The 22441-nt window shown below is 69.5% G+C and carries 19 protein-coding genes; 13 read left to right on the forward strand and 6 right to left on the reverse strand.

Features of this window, described 5'->3' with window-relative positions:
- Positions 1 to 475 (reverse strand): HEAT repeat domain-containing protein (locus G6048_RS35055; RefSeq protein WP_165343631.1); only part of this gene is annotated, 475 nt, incomplete at its 3' end.
- A gap of 368 nt (positions 476 to 843) precedes the next feature.
- Here G6048_RS35055 and G6048_RS35060 point away from each other — a divergent pair.
- The 9 genes from G6048_RS35060 to pssA all read left to right on the forward strand — a co-directional run bounded on the left by G6048_RS35060 (position 844) and on the right by pssA (position 11799).
- On the forward strand, positions 844 to 2649 hold the full coding sequence (locus G6048_RS35060) for a 3-hydroxyacyl-CoA dehydrogenase family protein (protein WP_165343632.1): 1806 nt from the start codon (positions 844 to 846) through the stop codon (positions 2647 to 2649).
- Positions 2650 to 2788: 139 nt separating this feature from the next.
- Positions 2789 to 3601, forward strand: coding sequence for a TetR family transcriptional regulator (locus tag G6048_RS35065; RefSeq protein WP_206342504.1), 813 nt, complete (start codon positions 2789 to 2791; stop codon positions 3599 to 3601).
- Positions 3602 to 4040: 439 nt separating this feature from the next.
- Positions 4041 to 5378: a crotonyl-CoA carboxylase/reductase gene (ccrA, locus tag G6048_RS35070; protein WP_165343634.1), complete on the forward strand. Its 1338-nt coding sequence runs from the start codon at positions 4041 to 4043 to the stop codon at positions 5376 to 5378.
- 1 nt (position 5379) lies between these two features.
- The gene (locus tag G6048_RS35075; protein WP_165343635.1) at positions 5380 to 7437 is read left to right on the forward strand and encodes a protein meaA; all 2058 of its coding nucleotides are present in this window, start codon (positions 5380 to 5382) and stop codon (positions 7435 to 7437) included.
- A complete protein-coding gene (locus tag G6048_RS35080) occupies positions 7434 to 8399 on the forward strand; it encodes an HpcH/HpaI aldolase/citrate lyase family protein (RefSeq protein ID WP_165263486.1) in 966 nt (321 codons plus the stop codon). The genes G6048_RS35075 and G6048_RS35080 overlap by 4 nt, the downstream gene beginning before the upstream one ends.
- 6 nt (positions 8400 to 8405) lie before the next feature.
- Positions 8406 to 8918 carry a MaoC family dehydratase gene (locus G6048_RS35085; RefSeq protein ID WP_165343636.1) on the forward strand — a complete coding sequence of 171 codons (513 nt, stop codon included), beginning with the start codon at positions 8406 to 8408 and terminating at the stop codon, positions 8916 to 8918.
- Positions 8919 to 8920: 2 nt separating this feature from the next.
- A complete protein-coding gene (locus tag G6048_RS35090; RefSeq protein ID WP_165343637.1) occupies positions 8921 to 10126 on the forward strand; it encodes an acyl-CoA dehydrogenase family protein in 1206 nt (401 codons plus the stop codon).
- A 169-nt stretch (positions 10127 to 10295) separates the two neighbouring features.
- Positions 10296 to 10952, forward strand: a complete 657-nt coding sequence (locus tag G6048_RS35095; protein WP_165343638.1) for a phosphatidylserine decarboxylase — start codon at positions 10296 to 10298, stop codon at positions 10950 to 10952.
- A gap of 28 nt (positions 10953 to 10980) precedes the next feature.
- Positions 10981 to 11799 (forward strand): CDP-diacylglycerol--serine O-phosphatidyltransferase, encoded by an 819-nt coding sequence (pssA, locus tag G6048_RS35100; protein WP_165343646.1) that lies wholly within the window; start codon positions 10981 to 10983, stop codon positions 11797 to 11799.
- 163 nt (positions 11800 to 11962) lie between these two features.
- Here pssA and G6048_RS35105 read toward each other — a convergent pair whose 3' ends face one another.
- Together G6048_RS35105 and G6048_RS35110 are read right to left on the reverse strand one after the other, a co-directional pair.
- Entirely contained in the window at positions 11963 to 13129 is a 1167-nt protein-coding gene (locus G6048_RS35105) for a glycerate kinase (protein ID WP_165343639.1), read from the reverse strand.
- Between the two features lie 126 nt (positions 13130 to 13255).
- Positions 13256 to 13516: a hypothetical protein gene (locus G6048_RS35110; protein ID WP_165343640.1), complete on the reverse strand. Its 261-nt coding sequence runs from the start codon at positions 13514 to 13516 to the stop codon at positions 13256 to 13258.
- A gap of 138 nt (positions 13517 to 13654) precedes the next feature.
- On the opposite strand from G6048_RS35110, the gene G6048_RS35115 reads away from it, so the two are divergent.
- The 4 genes from G6048_RS35115 (at position 13655) to G6048_RS35130 (ending at position 18485) form a co-directional block, all read left to right on the forward strand.
- On the forward strand, positions 13655 to 14722 hold the full coding sequence (locus G6048_RS35115; RefSeq protein ID WP_165343641.1) for an ADP-ribosylglycohydrolase family protein: 1068 nt from the start codon (positions 13655 to 13657) through the stop codon (positions 14720 to 14722).
- A 21-nt stretch (positions 14723 to 14743) separates the two neighbouring features.
- Positions 14744 to 15238: an NUDIX domain-containing protein gene (locus tag G6048_RS35120; RefSeq protein WP_165343642.1), complete on the forward strand. Its 495-nt coding sequence runs from the start codon at positions 14744 to 14746 to the stop codon at positions 15236 to 15238.
- A 166-nt stretch (positions 15239 to 15404) separates the two neighbouring features.
- Positions 15405 to 17702 carry a serine/threonine-protein kinase gene (locus G6048_RS35125; protein WP_165343643.1) on the forward strand — a complete coding sequence of 766 codons (2298 nt, stop codon included), beginning with the start codon at positions 15405 to 15407 and terminating at the stop codon, positions 17700 to 17702.
- A gap of 57 nt (positions 17703 to 17759) precedes the next feature.
- The gene (locus G6048_RS35130; RefSeq protein WP_165343644.1) at positions 17760 to 18485 is read left to right on the forward strand and encodes an SIR2 family NAD-dependent protein deacylase; all 726 of its coding nucleotides are present in this window, start codon (positions 17760 to 17762) and stop codon (positions 18483 to 18485) included.
- Here the strand turns inward: G6048_RS35130 and G6048_RS35135 are convergent.
- The 3 genes from G6048_RS35135 to G6048_RS35145 all read right to left on the reverse strand — a co-directional run bounded on the left by G6048_RS35135 (position 18482) and on the right by G6048_RS35145 (position 22429).
- Complete coding sequence (locus tag G6048_RS35135; protein ID WP_165343645.1) at positions 18482 to 18964, reverse strand: methylated-DNA--[protein]-cysteine S-methyltransferase; 483 nt, start codon at positions 18962 to 18964, stop codon at positions 18482 to 18484. The two genes, G6048_RS35130 and G6048_RS35135, sit on opposite strands and share 4 nt — an antisense overlap.
- A gap of 57 nt (positions 18965 to 19021) precedes the next feature.
- Positions 19022 to 20497 (reverse strand): AlkA N-terminal domain-containing protein, encoded by a 1476-nt coding sequence (locus tag G6048_RS35140; RefSeq protein ID WP_165343647.1) that lies wholly within the window; start codon positions 20495 to 20497, stop codon positions 19022 to 19024.
- A 297-nt stretch (positions 20498 to 20794) separates the two neighbouring features.
- On the reverse strand, positions 20795 to 22429 hold the full coding sequence (locus tag G6048_RS35145; RefSeq protein ID WP_328827896.1) for a transposase: 1635 nt from the start codon (positions 22427 to 22429) through the stop codon (positions 20795 to 20797).
- Positions 22430 to 22441: the final 12 nt, after the last annotated feature.

Below are 22441 nucleotides of genomic sequence, written 5' to 3' on the forward strand. Positions count from 1 at the left end.
CCCCCAGCCCCTCCACACAAGCGAGCGCCACCCGCCGATACGGATCATGCGCGCGAAACCGCCGCGCCAACGTGGTGATGAGCGCAGGCACAGCCTCAGGAGCCCGCAACTCCACCAACAACCGCACCGGATGAAGCGCATAAGCAACCCGCAACTCATTGGTGGCGAGAGCAGCCGCAGCCCGAGCGGTACGCGGATCCCCCAGCCGCGCAAGCGCATACGCAGCGGAAGCACACCGCTGCGGATCCCGATGATTCAGCAGCAGCACCAGCGTCTCAAAGGCCCGCCTATCCCCCGCAACCCCCAGCCGAAACGCCGCCAACTCCCGCGCCCACAACGGCTGCTGCGGCGCGGTAAGCACACCGGCCAACTCATCGAGATCACCGGTCGCGACAAGTCGTTCGTACGCGTATGCCTCCCCGGCCCCCACCTCACGCCGTAAGCGCCCAGTGAGCGACCGCAACTCTTCGTCCATGGCGCGAGCCTATCCGCGACGTACGTCACATAACCTCGACTCTTCCGCACACTGGCGCGCTCGTTACCCGCGAGTTAAGCTCAATCGAGCGAGTTACCCACTCGCACACCTGCTTGCGGTGGCCTGGTGACGCAGCCGCCGTGAGTGTCGGTCGGTTCGGTACTTCGAGTACCGCAGTACGACTCGGCTCCGGGACAGGGCCGGTCGGTCTTTCACCGCCTCGCGGGCTTGCATGTTTCGCCCGCGGACGGCACCGGGCGTGTGCGCTTCGCAGCCCGGCCCCACACCCGCACAACTCCCGCACTGTGTGCGCCTGTCGGCGTATCCGGATGCGTCCCTCAGTCGTCACTCATCCCTGGAGTCCCGTGATGGCCTCTCCCCAGTCCGACACCCCTCTGTCCCAGATCAAGACCGTCGCCGTGGTCGGCCTCGGCACGATGGGGACCGGCATCGCCGAGGTCCTCGCCCGGGCCGGCCGCGAGGTCGTCGGCATCGACATCAGCGAGGCCGCCACCGCCCGCGCCCACACCGCGCTGGAGGCCGCGACCGCCCGTGCCGTTGAGCGCGAGCGGATCAGCGAGCAGGAGCGCGAGGAGGTGCTCGGCCGCCTGCGCACCTCCACCGATCTGCGCGCGGCGGCCGACGCCGACCTGGTGATCGAGGTGGCCCCGGAGTCGTACGAGATCAAGCGGCAGATCTTCCGTGAGCTCGACGGCATCGTGCGCCCGGAGACGGTCCTGGCGACCGGCACCAACGCCCTCTCGGTCACCCGGCTCGCCGCCGACTCAGCCCGTCCCGAGCGCGTTCTCGGGCTGCATTTCTTCAACCCGGCGCCCGCGATGAAGCTGGTCGAGGTCGTCTCGTCCGTGCTGACTTCGCCGGCTGCCGTCGCCGCCGTCACGGATCTCGCCGTCGAACTGGGCAAGGAGCCCGTCGCCGTCGGCGACCGTCCCGGTTTCGTCGCGGACGGGCTGCTGTTCGGCTACCTGAACCAGGCGGCCGCGATGTACGAGGCGAAGTACGCGAGCCGCGAGGACATCGATGCCGCGATGAAGCTGGGCTGCGGACTGCCCATGGGCCCGCTGGAACTGCTCGACCTGATCGGCGTCGACACCGCGCGTACGGTCCTGGAGGCCATGTACGCCGCCTCGCACGACCGGCTGCACGCACCCGCGCCGATCCTCAGGCAGCTCAGCGAGGCGGGCCTGACCGGCCGCAAGTCGGGCCGCGGCTTCTACACGTACGAGGCTCCGGGCAGCGGGACCGTCGTGCGGGACGCGCTGACGCCGCTCGCCTCGGGCCCCGAGGCCCCTGGCCGCTCCGTCCGCTCGGTCGGCGTCGCGGGTTCCGGCACCATGGCGTCCGGGATCGCCGAGGTCTTCGCGAAGGCCGGGTACGAGGTCGTGCTCGCCGCGCGCAGCGAGGAGAAGGCGCAGTCCGCGAAGTCCCGTATCGGCAAGTCGCTTTCGCGCTCTGTCGACAAGGGACGGATGACCGCCGAGGCCGCCGCCGAGACGCTGGAGCGCATCACTCCGGCGGGTTCGTACGACGCCTTCGCCGAGGTCGATCTGGCGCTGGAGGCGGTCGCCGAGGACCTGGAGATCAAGCAGCAGTTGTTCGCCGTGTTCGACAAGGTCTGCAAGCCGGGCGCGATCCTGGCCACCACGACCTCCTCGCTGCCCGTCGTCGCCTGCGCCCGTGCCACCTCGCGCCCGCAGGACGTGATCGGCATGCACTTCTTCAACCCGGCCCCGGCGATGAAGCTGGTCGAGGTCGTGCGGACCGTTCTGACGGCGGACGATGTGCACGCCACGGTCCGCGAACTGTGCACGAAGATCAGGAAGCACCCGGTGGACTGCGGCGACCGCGCGGGCTTCATCGTGAACGCGCTGCTGTTCCCGTACCTGAACAACGCGATCAAGATGGTCCAGGAGCACTACGCCTCGCTCGACGACATCGACGCGGCGATGAAGCTCGGCGGCGGCTACCCGATGGGGCCCTTCGAGCTCCTCGACGTGGTCGGCCTCGATGTCTCGCTGGCCATTGAAAAGGTGCTGCACCGCGAGTTCCGCGACCCGGGTCTCGCCCCGGCGTCGCTGCTCGAGCACCTGGTGGCCGCGGGCTGCCTCGGCCGCAAGACCGGCCGCGGCTTCCGCGAATATGCGCGACGCTGAGCGGCGGCCCGGCGACTGGTTCACGGACCGCGCGGACTGGGGCGGACTGCTCGACCGGGCCGGCTCCTCTCCCCCCGCCGAGGGCGGGGGGAGAGGGGATCTTGAGCGCCCCGCTCCACGAATGCAGTACGTTCGGGGCATGTCCCAGCCGGTCAAGTCCTCCCGTACACCAGCCACGCCCGACGCTCCGGAGAGTGCCGCGGGCAACCGTGCCGCCGCCCAACGGCTCAAGATGCGCCGGGAGTTGGCGGCCGCGGCGATGGAACTGTTCGCGACCAAGGGCTACGAGGCGACGACCGTCGACGAGATCGCCGCGGCGGCCGGGGTCGCCCGGCGCACCTTCTTCCGGCACTTCCGTTCCAAGGAAGAGGCGATCTTTCCCGATCACGACGACACGCTGATCCGGGCTGAGGCGGTACTGAATGCCGCTCCGGCGCACGAGCATCCGCTCGACACCGTGTGCCGCGGCATCAAGGAAGTCATGAAGATGTACGCGGCCCGGCCGGAGATCTCGGTGTCGCGGTACAAGCTCACGCGTGAGGTGCCGACGCTGCGGGAGGCGGAGATCGCGTCCGTGGCGCGGTACGAGCGGCTGTTCACGCGCTATCTGCTGGGGCACTTCGACGAGCACGCGCACGACGACGACGCGAACGACGATCCGCTGCTCGCGGAGGTCGCCGCCTCGGCCGTCGTCACGGCGCACAACCACGTACTGCGGCGCTGGCTGCGGGCCGGCGGACAGGGCGACGTCGAGGCGCAGCTGGACCACGCGTTCGCCATAGTCCGGAAGACCTTCGGCTCGGGGATCGGGGCGGGGCGTGACAGCGGGCCCCGCCCGGGCGCGGCCTCGGTCGCCTCGCAGGGCGAGGTGCTGGTCACGGTGGCCAGGACGGACGCCCCGCTCGACGAGGTCATGAAGACGATCGAGCAAGCGCTTCGGGAACGGTCGTAAGCACTCAACGATCGTAAGCACTCAACGGTCGTAAGCACTCAATGGTCGTAAGCGCGCGACCGTCGTCCGCACGCTCAACGAAGCCCACACGCTCGGCGACAGCGAGCAATCCAAACTGATCGATCATCGCTCATTTGTTAACGCCCAATTTCAAATGAGGGAAATTCTTGGCACTGCGTGCCTTGCACGGTGACACGCCGTGCCATACGTTGGAGTAAGTCGGGCGGCCGGCGTGCAGAGCTCTTTCGTACGTCGGCTGTCCCCGCAAACCTCCCCGGGTTTGCGCGCCCGACGCCTGCGTCACAGGCAACCTTCCGCGCCACAAAGCGCTGCCAGCACCACCTTCGCCGAACCGACGGCACGCCTCACAAAAGCAGCAACCACCCCGACGTAACCCTCAAGCGCTCGCCCGAGCGCTCGCTTCGCCGGAGGCAACACCGTGAAGGAAATCCTGGACGCGATTCAGTCGCAGACCGCCACGTCCGCCGACTTCGCCGCCCTGCCGCTCCCCGAGTCGTACCGCGCGATCACCGTGCACAAGGACGAAACGGAGATGTTCGCGGACCTCACCACCCGCGACAAGGACCCCCGCAAGTCGATCCACCTGGACGACGTGCCGGTGCCCGAACTCGGCCCGGGCGAGGCCCTGGTGGCCGTGATGGCCTCCTCGGTCAACTACAACTCGGTGTGGACCTCGATCTTCGAGCCGCTGTCGACCTTCGGGTTCCTGGAGCGCTACGGCCGGCTCAGCGAGCTCACCAAGCGCCATGACCTGCCGTACCACATCATCGGCTCCGACCTCGCGGGCGTCGTCCTGCGCACTGGTCCGGGCGTGAACGCCTGGAACCCCGGTGACGAGGTCGTCGCGCACTGCCTGTCGGTCGAACTGGAGTCGTCCGACGGCCACAACGACACGATGCTCGACCCCGAGCAGCGCATCTGGGGCTTCGAGACCAACTTCGGCGGTCTCGCCGAGATCGCCCTCGTCAAGTCCAACCAGCTGATGCCCAAGCCGGACCACCTCAGCTGGGAGGAGGCCGCCGCTCCGGGGCTCGTGAACTCGACCGCGTACCGGCAGCTGGTGTCCCGCAACGGCGCCGACATGAAGCAGGGCGACAACGTCCTCATCTGGGGCGCGAGCGGTGGACTCGGCTCGTACGCCACGCAGTTCGCGCTCGCGGGCGGCGCCAACCCCATCTGTGTCGTGTCCTCGCCCCAGAAGGCGGAGATCTGCCGCTCGATGGGCGCCGAGGCGATCATCGACCGCACCGCCGAGGACTACAAGTTCTGGAAGGACGAGCACCACCAGGACCCGCGCGAGTGGAAGCGCTTCGGCAAGCGCATCCGGGAGCTCACCGGCGGCGAGGACGTCGACATCGTCTTCGAGCACCCGGGCCGCGAGACCTTCGGCGCAAGCGTGTACGTCACGCGCAAGGGCGGCACGATCGTCACCTGTGCCTCGACCTCGGGCTACAACCACGAGTACGACAACCGCTACCTGTGGATGTCCCTGAAGCGCATCATCGGCTCGCACTTCGCCAACTACCGCGAGGCCTGGGAGGCCAACCGGCTCATCGCGAAGGGCAAGATCCACCCGACGCTCTCCAAGGTGTACGCGCTGGAGGAGACCGGGCAGGCCGCATACGACGTGCACCGCAACCTCCACCAGGGCAAGGTGGGCGTGCTGGCCCTGGCGCCCCGCGAGGGCCTGGGCGTGCGCGACGAGGAGAAGCGCGCCAAGCACATCGACGCCATCAACCGCTTCCGGAACGTGTGACATGACAGAGCCGCGCAAGACCGCGCCTGCGGCACAGGGCGCGCCGCAGGCGCCCAAAGAACGGGACCGGCCTTGGCTCATGCGGACGTACGCCGGTCACTCCACAGCCGAGGCGTCCAACGAGCTGTACCGGCGCAACCTGGCCAAGGGCCAGACCGGTCTGTCCGTCGCCTTCGACCTGCCGACGCAGACCGGCTACGACCCCGACCACATCCTCGCCCGCGGCGAGGTCGGCCGGGTCGGGGTCCCCGTCTCGCACGTCGGTGACATGCGCCGGCTGCTCCAGGACATCCCCCTGGAGCAGATGAACACCTCGATGACGATCAACGCCACGGCCATGTGGCTGCTGGCGCTCTACCAGGTCGTCGCCGAGGATCAGGGCTCGGACATCACCAAGCTTCAGGGGACGACGCAGAACGACATCGTGAAGGAGTACCTGTCGCGGGGCACGCATGTGTTCCCGCCGGTGCCTTCGCTGCGTCTGACGACGGACATGATCGCGTACACGGTGTCCCGCATCCCCAAGTGGAACCCGATCAACATCTGCAGCTACCACCTCCAGGAAGCCGGAGCCACCCCGGTCCAGGAGATCGCGTACGCGATGTCGACGGCGATCGCGGTCCTCGACGCCGTCCGTGACTCGGGCCAGGTGCCGCGGGAGCGCATGGGCGACGTCGTCGCGCGCATCTCCTTCTTCGTGAACGCGGGCGTCCGCTTCATCGAGGAGATGTGCAAGATGCGAGCGTTCGGGCGGATCTGGGACCAGATCACGCGCGAGCGGTACGGCATCGAGAACCCCAAGCAGCGCCGCTTCCGGTACGGCGTCCAGGTCAACTCCCTCGGTCTGACCGAGGCCCAGCCGGAGAACAACGTCCAGCGGATCGTGTTCGAGATGCTGGCCGTGACCCTCTCGAAGGACGCACGCGCGCGTGCCGTGCAACTCCCCGCCTGGAACGAGGCCTTGGGCCTCCCCCGCCCGTGGGACCAGCAGTGGTCGCTACGCATGCAGCAGGTGCTCGCGTACGAGAGCGACCTGCTCGAGTACGAGGACATCTTCGAGGGCTCGCACGTCATCGAGGCGAAGGTCGCCAAGCTCGTCGAGGAATCGCTCGCCGAGATCGACCATATTCAGGAGCTGGGCGGCGCGATGACGGCCGTCGAGTCGGGCTACCTGAAGTCCCAGCTCGTCGCCTCGCATGCCGAGCGCAGGGCCCGTATCGAGTCCGGTCAAGAGAAGATCATCGGCGTCAACATCTTCGAGACGACCGAGCCGAACCCGCTGACGGCCGACCTGGACACGGCGATCCACACGGCCGACCCGACGGTCGAGGAGCGGGTCGTACGGGCCCTGGGTGAGTGGCGTGACGCACGCGATCAAGCGCGCGCGGGAACGGCGCTGGAGCGGCTCAAGGAGACGGCGGCCGGGACCGGCAACCTGATGGAGGCCACGCTGGAGTGCGCCCGTGCGGGGGCCACCACCGGCGAGTGGGCGGGCGCCCTGCGGGAGGTGTTCGGCGAGTTCCGGGCGCCGACCGGCGTCTCGTCCGCGCCCGTCGCGGTCGCCGGGCAGGAGGGCACCGCGCTCGCCGAGGTGCGCCGCAGGGTCGATGTGACCGCCCGTGACCTGGGCGTCGGCAAGCTGCGCTTCCTCGTGGGCAAGCCGGGCCTGGACGGGCATTCCAACGGCGCCGAGCAGATCGCCGTACGGGCCCGGGACGCCGGCTTCGAGGTGGTCTACCAGGGCATCCGGCTCACGCCCGAGGAGATCGTGGACGCGGCCCTCGCGGAGGACGTGCACGCGGTCGGCCTGTCCATCCTGTCCGGCTCGCACGCGCAGCTCGTACCGGACGTGCTGGAGCGGCTGCGTGTGGCAGGAGCCACAGACATCCCGGTGATCGCGGGTGGCATCATCCCGAACGGAGACGCCGATCAGCTGCGTGCCGCCGGAGTGGCCGCGGTCTTCACCCCGAAGGACTTCGACATCACCGGAATCATCGGCCGCATCGTCGACGAGATCCGGACCGCGAACAAGCTCGACCCCCTGGAGGTCCCCGCATGACCAGCCCCGTCAACCGTCTGCGTCCGCGGCGCTCCTGCCTCGCCGTGCCGGGAAGCAACCCCCGCTTCCTGGAGAAGGCACAGGGCCTCCCCGCGGACCAGGTCTTCCTGGACCTGGAGGACGCGTGCGCGCCGCTCGCCAAGCCCGAGGCGCGGCACACCATCGTCAAGTTCCTCAACGAAGGCGACTGGACGGGCAAGACGCGGGTCGTGCGCGTCAACGACTGGACGACGGAGTGGACGTACCGCGATGTCGTGACGGTGGTCGAGGGTGCGGGCCCGAACCTTGACTGCATCATGCTGCCGAAGGTCCAGGACGCCCAGCAGGTGGTGGCCCTGGACCTCCTCCTCACCCAGATCGAGAAGACGATGGGCTTCGAGGTCGGCAAGATCGGCATTGAGGCGCAGATCGAGAACGCCCAGGGTCTCAACAACGTCAACGAGATCGCCCAGGCGTCCCCGCGCGTCGAGACGATCATCTTCGGCCCGGCCGACTTCATGGCATCGATCAACATGAAGTCGCTGGTCGTGGGCGAGCAGCCGCCCGGCTACCCGGCGGACGCCTACCACTACATCCTGATGAAGATCCTGATGGCCGCCCGCGCCAACAACCTCCAGGCGATCGACGGCCCTTACCTGCAGATCCGCAACGTCGACGGCTACCGCGAGGTCGCGCAGCGAGCCGCCGCGCTCGGCTTCGACGGCAAGTGGGTGCTGCACCCGGGCCAGGTCGAGGCGTCCAACGAGATCTTCTCGCCGTCCCAGGAGGACTTCGACCACGCCGAGCTGATCCTGGACGCGTACGAGTACTACACGTCCGAGGCGGGCGGCAAGAAGGGCTCCGCGATGATCGGTGACGAGATGATCGACGAGGCCAGCCGCAAGATGGCGCTCGTGATCTCGGGCAAGGGCCGGGCGGCCGGCATGACCCGCACGTCCAAGTTCGAGGCCCCGGAGGCGTAAGACACCATGCAGTTCGGCCGCACCTACGAAGAGTTCACCGTCGGGGACGTCTACAAGCACTGGCCCGGAAAGACGGTCACGGAGTACGACGACCACCTCTTCTGTCTCCTGACGATGAATCACCACCCCCTCCACATGGACACCAACTATGCGGAGAACACGACGGACTTCGGGAAGAACGTCGTCGTAGGGAACTACATTTACTCGCTCCTGCTCGGCATGTCGGTCCCCGACGTGTCCGGCAAGGCGATCGCGAACCTGGAGATCGAGTCGCTGCGCCACGTCGCGCCGACCTTCCACGGCGACACGATCTACGGCGAGACGACCGTCCTCGACAAGACGCCCTCCAAGTCGAAGAACGACCGCGGAATCGTTTACGTCGAGACCAAGGGCTACAAGCAGGACGGCACGCTGGTCTGCGTGTTCCGCCGCAAGGTGATGGTCCCCACCGAGACGTACATCAAGGAGCGCGGCGGCGAGCAGCCCGGCCGGCCCCAGCTCAAGGAGCAGGAGAAGTAGCCATGGCGCGACTCGCCCAGACCGCCGGTCTGACCGACATTCAGCAGGAGATCCTGTCCACCGTCCGGGACTTCGTGGACAAGGAGATCATCCCGGTCGCGACCGAGCTGGAGCACCGCGACGAGTACCCGCAGCAGATCGTCGACGGCCTCAAGGAGTTGGGCCTCTTCGGGCTGATGATTCCCGAGGAGTACGGGGGCCTGGGTGAGTCGCTCCTCACCTACGCGCTGTGCGTGGAGGAGATCGCGCGCGGCTGGATGTCGGTCTCCGGCATCATCAACACCCACTTCATCGTGGCGTACATGCTCAAGCAGCACGGCACCGAGGAGCAGAAGGAGTACTTCCTGCCGCGGATGGCGGCGGGCGAGATCCGCGGCGCGTTCTCCATGTCGGAGCCGGCGCTCGGCTCGGACGTGTCGGCGATCACGTCGAAGGCGGTCAAGGACGGCGAGGAGTACGTCCTGAACGGCCAGAAGATGTGGCTGACGAACGGCGGCACGTCGACGCTCGTGGCCGTCCTCGTGAAAAGTGACGAAGGACACCCGGAGGGCACCGCGCCCCACAAGTCGATGACGACCTTCCTGGTCGAGAAGGAGCCCGGCTTCGGTGAGGTCCGGCCCGGCCTCACCATCCCCGGGAAGATCGACAAGATGGGCTACAAGGGTGTCGACACCACCGAGCTGATCATGGATGGCCTGCGCATTCCGGCCAATCGCGTGCTCGGCGGAGTCACCGGCCGCGGCTTTTACCAAATGATGGACGGGGTCGAGGTCGGCCGCGTCAATGTGGCGGCGCGTGGCTGTGGTGTCGCTCAGCGTGCGTTCGAGCTCGGCGTCTCGTATGCCCAGCAACGTCACACTTTCGGCAAGGCGATCGCCCAGCACCAGGCGATTCAGTTCAAGCTGGCCGAGATGGCCACCAAGGTCGAGGCCGCGCATGCGATGATGGTGAACGCAGCTCGCAAAAAGGACTCAGGGGAGCGAAACGACCTCGAGGCAGGGATGGCGAAGTACCTCGCCTCCGAATACTGCAAGGAAGTCGTGGAGGACGCGTTCCGGATCCATGGCGGCTACGGCTTCTCGAAGGAGTACGAGATCGAGCGCCTCTACCGTGAGGCTCCGATGCTGCTGATCGGCGAAGGTACGGCCGAGATCCAGAAAATGATCATCGGGCGCCGGCTGCTCGAAGAGTATCGATTCCAGGGTTAGACGTGCCGATTGGGGTGTTTTGCTCGAGGTGAACATCACACCCCGTCAACACTCTTCGGCCGTTGACTCGGCTTCCTGGCTTGCCCAGTTGTGGCCCGCGACCGGTACGATCCCAGGAAGCCGCCGTCCCCCTCCTGCAGCGCGGCATCATCCGCTACGAAGGTCATCCATGCCCCACAGCCCAAACTCTGCACCTCGCGACAGCCTGGTCGGCGCACGCCTCGCGCGCGGAGCATCGCCGTGGCTCCTCCCGACCGTCGCCACCGCAGCCCTCAGCCTGGTACGCGCGCGCAAGTCCGGCGCCGCCAAGGCCGTGGCCGTACCCGCCACCGCGCTCGCGGCGGGCATGCTGTGGTTCTTCCGCGACCCCGAGCGCGAGATCACCCCGGGCCGGGTCATCTCGCCCGCCGACGGAGTGGTGCAGAGCATCATGCCGTGGAAGGACGGCCGCACCCGCGTCGCCATCTTCATGAGCCCGCTGAACGTCCATGTGAACCGCGCCCCGCTCTCCGGCACGGTCACGTCGGTCGAGCACATCCCCGGCGGCTTCGTTCCGGCGTTCAACAAGGAGAGCGAGAACAACGAGCGCGTCGTCTGGCACTTCGACACCGAGCTCGGCGACATCGAGATGATCCAGATCGCCGGTGCGGTCGCGCGACGCATCGTCCCGTACGTTCCGCAGGGCACCAAGGTCGAGCAGGGGGACCGCATCGGTCTGATCCGCTTCGGCTCGCGCGTCGACATCTACCTCCCCGAGGGCGTCGAGGTCGCGGTGGAGGTCGGTCAGAAGACGGTGGCTGGGGTGACTCGCATTGACCGTGATTGATCCAGAGGCTCAGGCCGGCACCGGCTGGGTGCCCGAGGCTGATGAGGTGGACGAAGAGGAGGAGATGCCCCTCTCTCTCCGCCTCTCAATAGCGGACACCCTCACCCTCGGTAACGCCACCTGCGGCTTCATGGCCGTGTACTTCACCACCACCGGCATCCTGATCCCGCACCTCACGGGCAGCCAGGAATCGGGTATGGCCCGGAACAGCGCGGCCACGGCCGTGATCCTGATGCTGTGCGCGGCGGTCTTCGACCTCTTCGACGGACTGGTGGCCCGCAAGCTGCGCTCCTCCCCCATGGGCGCGGAGCTCGACAACCTCTCGGACCTGATCAGCTTCGGTCTGGCACCCGCGTACTTCGTCCTCGTCTACGGCATGGTCGCGGACGACGCCCAGCAGCGAGTGGCGGCGGTGGGGGCCATCGTGGTCCTGCTGGCGGTCGTCCTGCGGCTCGCCAGATTCTCGTGCGTGACGGTGAAGGACGGCACGTTCCAGGGCATGCCGTCCCCGTTCGGCGCGCTGACCGTGGTGTCCATCGTGCTCCTTGAGCTGCCCTTCGTCGCCACGCTCATGGCGATCCTGGGCACGGCCTGGCTGATGGTGAGCCGCGTCGAGTACCCGAAGCCGCGGGGGCGCCTCGCGGTGGCGATGCTCTCCTGGATCGTCCTCAGCATGGGCCTGCTGACGTCCTGGGCCTTCGACGCCCCCGGCGGCCAGCTCCTCCTGCAGACGGGCTGCGCCCTCCAGCTGGTCACGGGCGCGGTGATCCCCCTCTTCGCCACGGCGCGGAGGGTGAACAACTTCCGCGACAACCGGCGTGAGGCGCGGGCTGCGCAGTTGCCTTAGGCGGCAGGCAAAACGGACAGACGGGTGGGCCCGGGCCATGTGGCTCGGGCCCACACCCGTTCTTCCGGGGCACCGAAGCGGACGTGCGGCTCCACATCGTGGGTGCGACCAGCCACAACGGAGCCGCAGCTTCGAACTGCCTGACCAGCGGAGCGCTGACGCTTCAGACCAGGAAGTCCCGTGCGATCCGTTCCGCCACGTCCTCCAGGAGCGGGCCTGCCTCCGCGATGCAGCGCGCCACGTCGGGCTCCACGTCCGTCAGGGCGTACGCGCGGCGGATGCCCGCTCGGCCTAGGGACTCTGGAGGCAGGGCCAGGCGGCCGCAGACCGCGATGACCTCCTTGTTGGCGGCGCGGGCGACCGCGGCGACTCCGGCGGGAGCCTTGCCGTGGAGGGTCTGCTCGTCCAGGGAGCCCTCGCCGGTGATGACGAGCGTGGCCCGTTCCAGGGCGGTGGCGAAGCCGAGGACGTCGAGCATGACCTCGATGCCGGGCCGGAAGCTCGCGCCGAGGCCGACGAGAGCGCCGTAGCCGATACCACCGGCGGCCCCCGCACCGGGCGCGACGGCGTACTCCGCGGCCCTGTCCCCGATCGCCTTCTCCAGAACCGCGGCGAAGTGCGTGAGGGAGGCGTCCAGGGCCGCAACGTCATCCGGAGAGGCCCCCTTCTGCGGGCCGTACACCGCGGGCGCCCCCTTCGGCCCGGTCAGGGGATTGTCCACGTCGCTCGCGAGGACGACGTCGACCGAGGCGAGACGGGGATCGAGGCCGGACAGGTCCGCCGTGGCGAGCTCCCGCAGGGGTCCGCCGCCGGGAGGCAGCGGCTCGCCGTCCTTGTCCAGGAGGCGGGCGCCGAGTGCGGCCAGCATCCCCGCGCCGCCGTCCGTCGTGGCGCTGCCGCCCACGCCGAAGACGATGGTGCGTGCGCCGGCGTCCAGGGCGGCCCGCAGCAGCTCTCCAGACCCGTACGTGGACGCCGTGAGCGGGGCGAGGACGCCGAGTGGCAGCCGCTGCAGGCCGCTGGCCTCGGCCATCTCCACCACCGCCGTGCCGCCGCGCAGCGCGTACGCGGCGGTGACCTCGTCGCCGAGCGGTCCGGCGACCCGTACTTCACGCCGCTCGAACCCGGCCGCGACCGCGGCGTCGACCGTGCCGTCGCCGCCGTCGGCCACCGGCAGTGCCTCGACCTCGACGCGCGGCGCGACCCGGTGCAGCCCGGCCGTCACCCGCTGCGCGACCTCCACGGCCGTGAGCGAGCCCTTGAACTTGTCCGCGGCGATGAGCACCCGCTGGGTACGCCCCCGGGTCCGGTTCACTGCCGAGTCCGCCACCTGTACTCCCCTTGCTCTCCGGGCCTTGACCTGTCAAGGCAGTCGCGCCGCTGTGACCCTAACCGGCTCAGGCGGCGCTGCCCAGGCGGAATCCCGCACCCCGGACAGCGCCTGCGTGAACAACGGTCACTCGGCCGTCGCGGCGCCCGGGGAGTCGTACATCTGGTGCGTCAGTGCCCCCTTGCTGCCGGGCGCGATGGTGATGTGCTCCAGCACGTCCTCCAGGGTGTCGTTGCTGCCCATCCGGACGTTGCCGACGTCGCCGGTCGTGACCAGCGGATCGCCGGGCGCGGCGTGGGCGGGCGCCGCCGCGGTGGCGGCCAGGGCGGCGACGGCGGCGGCGACCGCCAGGACGGTCGTACGGCTCGTCGGCTGCATGGAACGCATGGACTGAACGGAACGCGCGGAACGCATAAGACTCCCAAACCGCAATACGAATAAAACCCGACGAGACTCTCATGTGGTGCGGGGACGGGATCGGCACAAAACCAGGCAGGACGGGCGGGAATTCGGTAGACCGGACGTATGACCTCTTCCGGTGTTGACGTCGCGGACCGCGTTCTCGGGGGCTGGCTGGGCCGGATCGCGGGCAACATGCTCGGCAAACCGGTCGAGCAGGGCGACCACTGGACGCGGGACCGCATCGACCGCTATCTGCGGCAGGCCGATGCCCTGCCGCTCACCGACTATCTGCCCGAGCCCGTCGAGCCGGGCGTCGAGCTGGAGCTGCGTCCCGAGTGGCGTGAGTGCGTACGCGGCCGGATCCACGGCAGTTGCCGGGACGACGACGTGGACTACGCGATCCTCGGCCTGGATCTCCTGGAGACGTACGGCTTCGGCTTCAGCACGGAGCAGGTCGGCGAGCTGTGGCTGCTGCGGCTGCCGTATCTGCAGACGTTCACGGCGGAGCGCGCCGCGTACCGCAACCTCGCGGACGGACTGAAACCGCCGCTGACGGCGACGCACGACAACCCGTACCAGGAGTGGATCGGCGCCCTCATCCGCGCCGACATCTACGGCTGGACGAGCCCGGGCGACCCCCGCCGCGCGGCCTCCCTCGCCCGCCGGGACGCCGTCCTGTCGCACAGCTCCAACGGCGTGTACGGGGCGATGTGGGCGGCGGCGCTGGTGGCCGCCGCGTTCACCGCGCCGACCGTACGGTCCGCCCTGGACACCGCGCTGACGGTGATCCCGGCGAGCAGCCGGCTGTCCCGCACCGTGCGCCGCGTGCTCTCGCTCCACGAGTCCCGGCTGTCCTGGGAGGACACGCTCAGCACCCTCGCCGAGGAGACGTCCGGGCTCGGCTGGATCCACACCATCCCGAACGCGGCGGTGCTGACCGCCGGACTCCTGTACGGGGACGGCGACTTCACGCGGACGATCGCGCTCACCGTCCGAGGCGGCCTCGACACGGACTCGAACGGCGCGACCGCGGGCTCGGTCGCGGGTGTGCTGGGCGGCGCCGCCGCGATCCCCCCGCAGTGGACAGATCCCTTGGAAGACAAGGTCCGCAGCGCGGTGTTCGGCTTCGACGGCGTACGGATCAGTGAACTGGCTGAGCGGACGGTGCGGTTGGCGGACCTGGGTGCGTGAACGCCTCGTTACGCTGCCTCAATGACCCTTCCTCCTGACTACGCCACGTACATCGCCGGTCTCCCCCGTGTCCTCGCCGGTGCCGCCGCCCTCATCCGCGACACCGAGGGCCGTGTGCTGCTCGTCGAGCCCAACTACCGCGAGGGGTGGGCGCTGCCCGGCGGGACCGTCGAGTCCGACGACGGGGAGACTCCGCGGCAGGGCGCCCGCCGGGAGACGGCGGAGGAGATCGGACTGGACCTGGAGATCGGCCGGCTGCTCGCGGTGGACTGGGTACCGGGGCCCGGGCGCCCGCCGATCGTGGCGTATCTGTACGACGGCGGCGTGCTGCGCGAGGACCAGTTCAAGGCGATCCGGCTCCAGGAGGAGGAACTGCTGTCCTGGCGTCTCGTAGCGCGCGATGAAGTCGGCGAGTACCTGCCGAGCGCCACGGGGCGGCGGGCACTGGCCGCCCTCGACGCCCTCGCGGATGGATCGGGGACTGCCGAGCTGGAGAACGGCCATCGGGTGGCCTGACCGACGGGTGCTGACCGTTCCTGGCCAACAACTTCCTGAAAATGGTCCCCAGTTGTCACTCCGGCCCCTATTCTAACTTTCAAGTGTGCGGGCGATTCGCTTCCGCACACCTCGTCCCGGAGCTGGGGCACCCCTGCGCATGCCCCGAGAACAGGCAGCTGAGGTCATGGAACCACTGGGCCCAGACGATCCCGAGGAGCTTGGTCCCTACCAACTTCAGGCGCGGCTCGGCGCGGGAGGCATGGGACAGGTCTATCTGGCCACCTCCTCGCACGGGCAAGCGGTTGCGGTCAAGGTCATCCGGCCCGAGAAGCTCGCGGACCGAACCTTCCGTATCCGCTTCCGTCGTGAGGTGGCCGCCGCGCAGGCGGTCAGCGGCAGATACACGGTGCCCTTGGTGGACGCCGATCCGGATGCGGCCACGCCCTGGCTGGCCACCCCCTACATTCCCGGTCCGACCCTGGAAGAGGCGGTCGCCGAGCACGGGCCGCTACCGGTGCCGTCGGTACTGGCGCTGGGAGCCTGCGCCGCGGAGGCACTGCTCGACGTGCACTCGGCGGGCCTGGTGCACCGCGACCTCAAACCGTCCAACGTGCTGCTCGCCGCCGACGGTCCGCGCGTCATCGACTTCGGCATCGTCCGGGCCAGCGACGGCTACGACCTCACCCACTCCGGAGTGTTCTTCGGATCCCTCGAGTACATGTGCCCCGAGCAGGCGACGGGCGCTCCGATAGGGCCGTCGGCGGACGTCTTCTCCCTCGGCTCGGTTCTCACGTACGCAGCCTCCGGACACGCGCCGTTCAGCGGCTCCGCGGCGGCCACGCTGCTCTACCAGGTGGTGCACAACGCGCCCGACCTGACGGGCGTACCCAAACCGCTGGACGAGATCATCAGCCTGTGTCTCGCCAAGGATCCGCATCTTCGGATCGGTCCGGACCGGCTGTACGCGGCCTGCGCGCCCGGCGGAGTGGAGCAGACGCTGGAGCGCGGCTGGCTGCCCGCGCCGGTGGCGTCGTCGATCGCCCGGCGTACGGCGGCTCTGAGTGCGCTCGACACCCCAGCGCGCACCCGGTCGCGCAACCACTCGCGCGAGCGGATCGCGGTCTCCGCCGTCGGCAACAGCCCGGCGCCGCGCGCGTACGACCGGTATGGCGGGACTTCCACCCCGGCGACGCCGACTCCTCTCCCCTCCTACGACTCCGGCCACGTGTCGGAGGCACCCGGCATACCCCGGCCCCGGGATCCGGAACCCGCCGCCTCCCCCTCGCATCGCCAAGCCCCTGCACGGCGTGGTCTCTCCCGGCGCGCGATTCTCGCCGCGTCGACGGGCGCCACGGCCGCCGTCGTCAGCACCGCCCTGCTGATCACCCGGGGAAACAAGGCGGACGGGCAGCAGCAGGCCGCGGAACCGCTCGGGCCGGCTCCGCGTCCGCTCTGGACGTATCGCAGCGATCCGCTGCTTCAAGCACCGCCGGTGTTCCGGGACGGTACGGCGCTGGTGAAGACCCGCCCGGGGAACATGGTCTGCCTCGATCTCAAGGACGGAACGCGGCCCAAGTGGGTCTACCGGGGCATCAGCCAGTCGCCCACCCCGGTCGTTCAGGTCCTCGGCGCCGCGGTCGCGCTGGGCGAGGGCTCGACGGTGATCGGTGTAGACCCGGACAAGGGCACGGAGCGTTTCACGTACGACTTCGGAGCGGAATTCCGGTTCGACACGCTGTCCGGCAAGGTCAGTGAACGCGATGTCGTCGTCTTCGGTCTGCGGTTCCAGCGACGGTCCGACGAGCAGGGGGTCGCGACGTCCACGGACACGGTCTTCGGCATCGACCTCGAGGCGGGCCGGACCCTCATCACGCCCATCAGCCCCGAGGACGTCGGCATCCCGCTGGAACCGGTCGTCTTCCCCGGCAACTTCATCTATGCCGACGGGTTTCGCAATGTGACGGCCCGGGACACCGGCGCCGCCGACAGCCGTGTCCGGTGGAGGCATCCGGTCGGCTACGACCTCCGGCCGGGTCTGGCGGTCCTTGACCGAACGGTCTTCGCCGTCGGGCGCGAACTTATGGCACTGCACCTCGCCACCGGCCGGACCCGCTGGAATGTGCGCGCCGAACGCGGCCAGTTCGCCTCCCTCGGCGTCGCCGGCAACACGGTCTACGCCACCGGCACGGACCCCTCCGGGGTGTACGCCTTCAACGCGGCGAACGGCTCCAAGCGCTGGTTCTGCCGGACTCCGCGCCTCAACACCGAGCACCCGATCGTCGCGGGCCCCCGGGAGGTCTACGTCCCGGCCTTCCGCAACGGCAACGGCTTCTACGCGATCGACGCCGCCCGGGGCAAGCTCCTGTGGAACTTCACTGACGGCCTGGAGACCGGCGTCCACGACTGGCAGCTCGCCTGCGACGGCGCCGGGCACCTGGTGGCCCACCATTACGACCGGACGTACGGCGTGCCGACTCCCTGACAGCGCCACGGCGAAATCCGTTGGCTCCGCTCGGACAGGGCTGCTTACGCTCGCCTCATGGACAAACCTCTCGTCGCGATTCTCAGCGGGGCCGGTATCAGCACCGACTCCGGCATCCCCGACTACCGCGGCCCGAACGGGCTGTGGCAGCGGGATCCGGAGGCCCAGAAGCTCGTGACGTACGAGTACTACATGGGCGCCCCAGAGATCCGGCGCCGGTCGTGGCAGATGCGGCGCAGGAACCGCACGCTCCAGGCCGAGCCGAACGCCGCGCACCGGGCGGTGGCCGGTCTTGAGCGGGCCGGGGTACCGGTGCGGGTGATCACGCAAAACGTGGACGGGCTGCATCAGCTGGCCGGGATGCCCGCCCGGAAGGTACTCGAACTGCACGGGACCGCACGGGCCGTGGTGTGTACGGGCTGTCAGGCGAAGGCGCCCATGGAGGACGCCCTCGCGCGGGTCGCGGCGGGCGAGGAGGATCCGCCGTGCCTGGAGTGCGGCGGAATTCTGAAGTCGGCGACGGTGATGTTCGGCGAGCGGCTCGACCCCGCTGTCCTCGGCGAGGCGATCGCCATCACCAAGGCCTGCCAGGTGTTCATCGCCGTCGGAACCAGCCTCCAGGTGCAGCCCGCGGCGGGACTCGCCGGCCTCGCCGCCGACCACGGGGCGCGGCTGATCATCGTCAACGCCGAACCGACCCCGTACGACGACCAGGCCGATGAGGTCGTACGGGAGCCGATCGGGACGGCGCTGCCGGAGCTGCTTGGCAAGATCGCTGGTTAGAAGAGGGCCGTACCCCGTTCGAAGTCCAGCAGGCGCTTCTTGCGGTCCAGGCCGCCGCCGTAGCCCGTGAGGCTTCCGTTCGCGCCGACCACTCGGTGGCAGGGGACGATGATGCCGAGTGGGTTCCTGCCGTTGGCGAGGCCTACCGCGCGGGAGGCCTTCGGGTTGCCGATGGCGTCGGCGAGTTCGCCGTACGAGCGGGTCTCGCCGTAGGGGATGCGGCGGAGTTGGTCCCAGACCGTGCGCTGGAACGGTGTGCCGTCGAGGCGCAGGGGCAGGTCGAACTCCTTCAGCTCGCCCGCGAAATAGGCCTTCAGCTGGTCGATCGTCTCGCCGAAGGGCGTGTCGTCGGGTGTGCCGAAGGTCTCCTCCGGTGGGCGGTGGCGCTGGTCGGTCATGTAGAGGCCGGACAGGGCGCCGTCGGTGGCTACGAGGGTGAGGGGGCCGTAGGGGCTGTCGATCACGGTGTGCTGTTTCACTGAAGGTCCTTTGGTGACTTGTACGGGCTGACCGCGGGCACGGACATCCGTACTGGCTTATACGGGAAGGAAGTTGATCGGGTGGTCGCCGGTCGCCCAGAGGTACTGGACGGCGTACGCCCGCCAGGGCCGCCAGGCCGCGGCGCGGGCCGTGAGCGCGGCGGGCGTGGACGGCAGGCCCAACTCCCGGGCGGCGTACCGGACTCCGAGGTCGGTGGGCAGGAAGGCGTCGGGGTCGCCGAGGGCGCGCATCGCGATGACGTCGACGGTCCACGGCCCGAAGCCGGGCAGGGCGAGCAGCCGGGCGCGGGTCTCCTCCCAGTCGCTCTCGACGCCCAAGTGGAGGGATCCGTCGGCGAGTTGGCGTACGAGCGTGGTGAGGGTGGTGCGCCGGCCGGCCGGCATCGCGAGTGCGGCGGGGTCGAGCTCGGCCAGTGCCTGGGCGGAGGGGAACAGGTGGGTGAGGCCGCCTTCGGGGTCGTCGACCGTCTCGCCGTGTGCCGTGACCAGGCGTGCGGCGTGCGTGCGGGCGGCGGCCGTGGACACCTGCTGGCCGAGTACGGCGCGGATCGCGAACTCGGCCTCGTCGACGGTACGCGGCACCCGGCGGCCCGGCGCCTTGTCGACGAGCGGGGCGAGCAGGGGATCCGTACGCAACTGGTCGTCGACCGCGACCGGGTCGGCGTCGAGGTCCAGCATGCGGCGGCAGCGGCTGATGGCGACGGTCAGGTCGCGCATGTCGCTGAGGCTGAGCCGGCAGCCGATGTGGTCGGACTTCGGGGTGAGTGCGACGACGCCGTGGCCGTACGGCAGGCGCAGGGTGCGGCGGTAGGCGCCGTCGCGCCATTCCTCGACGCCGGGTACGGCGGTGGCGGCGAGGTGGCCGAAGAGGTTGTCGGGGTTGAGCGGGGACCGGAAGGGGAGTCGTAGCGCCAACACCCCTGGCGTACCTGGTGAGTTGGCACGGTTCTTGGGTGCCCGGGCGCGTAGTTCGCTCGGGGAGAGGGCGAAGACCTCGCGGACCGTGTCGTTGAAGGTGCGGATGGAGGAGAAGCCCGCCGCGAAGGCGATGTCGGCCATCGGGACCGGGGTCGTCTCGATGAGGATGCGGGCGGTCTGGGCGCGTTGGGCGCGGGCCAGGGCGAGCGGTCCGGCGCCGAGTTCGGCGAGGAGCTGGCGTTCGATCTGCCGCGTGCTGTAGCCGAGCCGCGTCGCGAGTCCGGGGACGCCCTCGCGGTCCACGACTCCGTCGCCGATCAGCCGCATCGCGCGGGCGACCACGTCGGCGCGCTGGTTCCATTCGGGCGAGCCCGGGGTGGTGTCGGGGCGGCACCGCTTGCAGGCCCGGAACCCGGCCTGCTGGCAGGCCGCCGCGCTCGGGTAGAACGTCATGTTCTCCGGCTTCGGCGGCACGACCGGGCAGCTGGGCCGGCAGTAGATCCGGGTCGTCAGCACCGCCGTGTAGAACCAGCCGTCGAATCGTGCGTCCTTCGACTGGACGGCGCGGACACAGCGCTCGGTGTCGGTGTGCATGGCGTGCAGCGTCCCGCTGTACGTCTCGTTGTGCGTCCCGTTCTGCATGCCTTCCAGCATCGGCCATGGTCATGGCGGTGGCTGGCGAAAATGCGACATGTAGCTGGGGCTGCCGTCGGCCGCGATGCCTGCCGCGACGCCTGTCGGACGTACGTAGCGCCGCGGCTTCCTCGTCATCCAGGACTACGAGCAGGTGGCCGCGTACTGCGTTCTCAGTACGCGGCATTGTCGGCAGGCGCACGACGACAGGAAGGGTCGCAACCCAGGAGCCTGGGAGACCAGATGTGGAGACCGTTCCTAAAGACTGAGCGGGAGTGAGTCCTGGTGCCAGGACTCATGCTCAGCCGCGCGTCCCGAACGGTGTTGGGCACGCTGGTTCCCCGCTTTCGCTCCACCGCCGGGCGGCGCGCATCTAGTGCGCGGTCCGGGCAGGTGGGGGCGGGGTTCCTCACGCCGTCGGGTCTCCGGTCGGGCCTGGACGGTCCGATGCCCCGCAACATCGCTCTGGTGCTGCGGGGGCGGTGCCGTCCGTCGCCTGATCGGATGCCCGAGGGCGCGTCGCCCGACCGCGATGCTCGCCGCATCGTGCCGGGAAACCTTGCGCGTCGTGGTGGTCAGCGGTTTCTGCCAGTGCTGAGCACCCCACCGGCTGGTATACGCCGGGTCCACCGCGACGACGGCGATGTTCTGCTCGGCGGCCATGGAGATCAGCCGGGCCTTGAGTTTCGCGGTGGGGAAGCGGGAGAGCAGGCGGCGGAAGCGTTTGTTGCGGCCGTGCTTCTCCCGGCTGGTGCCGTCGGTGAAGTCGAGGTCCTCGAGGGCGATCGCGGCGGCCCCGCACCGTTGGGTGTGGTGCAGCAGCCGGGTCAGCGCGTGCCGGATCTGCGCGTCCCGGTGTTCCGCGCTGCCCGAGAGGTCATAGAAGAAGCGCCGCGGCTCACCCACCGGGTTGCCGTGCACATCCAGGTACCAGGCAGCGAGATGGTCGTCGTTCATGTCCACCCCCACCACCCCCCGGGCCAGCGCCGCCTCAAGCGGCAGGACCGGGGCGGCGGCGCGCTGCCAGGACGCGGTCACATACCAACGGTCGCGGAGAACGTCGTGGTGGATGCGGTAGGCCACCGCCCGGTTCGTGGTGATCCGGTCGCGCCACTCCGCACCCCGGTGCTGGAAGCGTACGGTCGCGTCGAGGATGTACCGGCCATGCGGGGCGTTGGCCCGGTGGGCCAGCGGGGCGGGGAGCTTGAGGGAGAGCTGTCCGGTGTCGGTGACGCGGATCGTTTCGTTGCCGAACCGTTTGCCGGACTCCCCGTCGGCGGCCAGGAACATCCGCGCTGCCTGCCAGCGTGCCCGCCACACCTGTTCGCTCAGCCCGGCAGCCTGCAGGTGGTGGCGGGTGTGGGCGAGGTGTTTGCCGCCGCGCACCACGTGCACCCGGCCCGCCGCCCAGTCCGCCTCCACCACCGCCAGCCGGTCCTCGAGGGCATGCTTGCGGCGGCACTTGGCATGCCACTCGGCACGGGAGGCATACCCGCGCGCCAGGCCCTCCCGCTTGTCCGCCTTGGCGCCCAGCGGGCGGGCCAGCCGCGCCTCGATGGCGGCGATCTGCCCGCGCAGCCAGGCAAGGTGGGCGGCCTGGCCGCGCCTCGCCAGTGCCCACTGGTCGTGGGTGGCCTTGGTGATGCTGCCCGCCCAGCGCGCCGACGACTTGCCCGTCAGTTCCCGCTTGCGCACCGCCCACGAGGCGGCGTCGTGCGCCAGGCCCTGCCGGGAGCGTTCCGCGAGATCACCCGCGGCCAGCGAACCCAGGAACATCCCGACCTCACGCAGCACGACCGCATCCGACTCGCTCACCCGCAGCCGATCCCGGATGGCCACCCCGGCGGGGCCGGGCACCACGAACGACGCCGCCAACTCCCGCAGCCCGCCCACGCAGGTTTAGTG

It is taken from the genome of Streptomyces ureilyticus (genome assembly GCF_011045025.1).
Lineage (GTDB): Bacteria > Actinomycetota > Actinomycetes > Streptomycetales > Streptomycetaceae > Streptomyces > Streptomyces ureilyticus.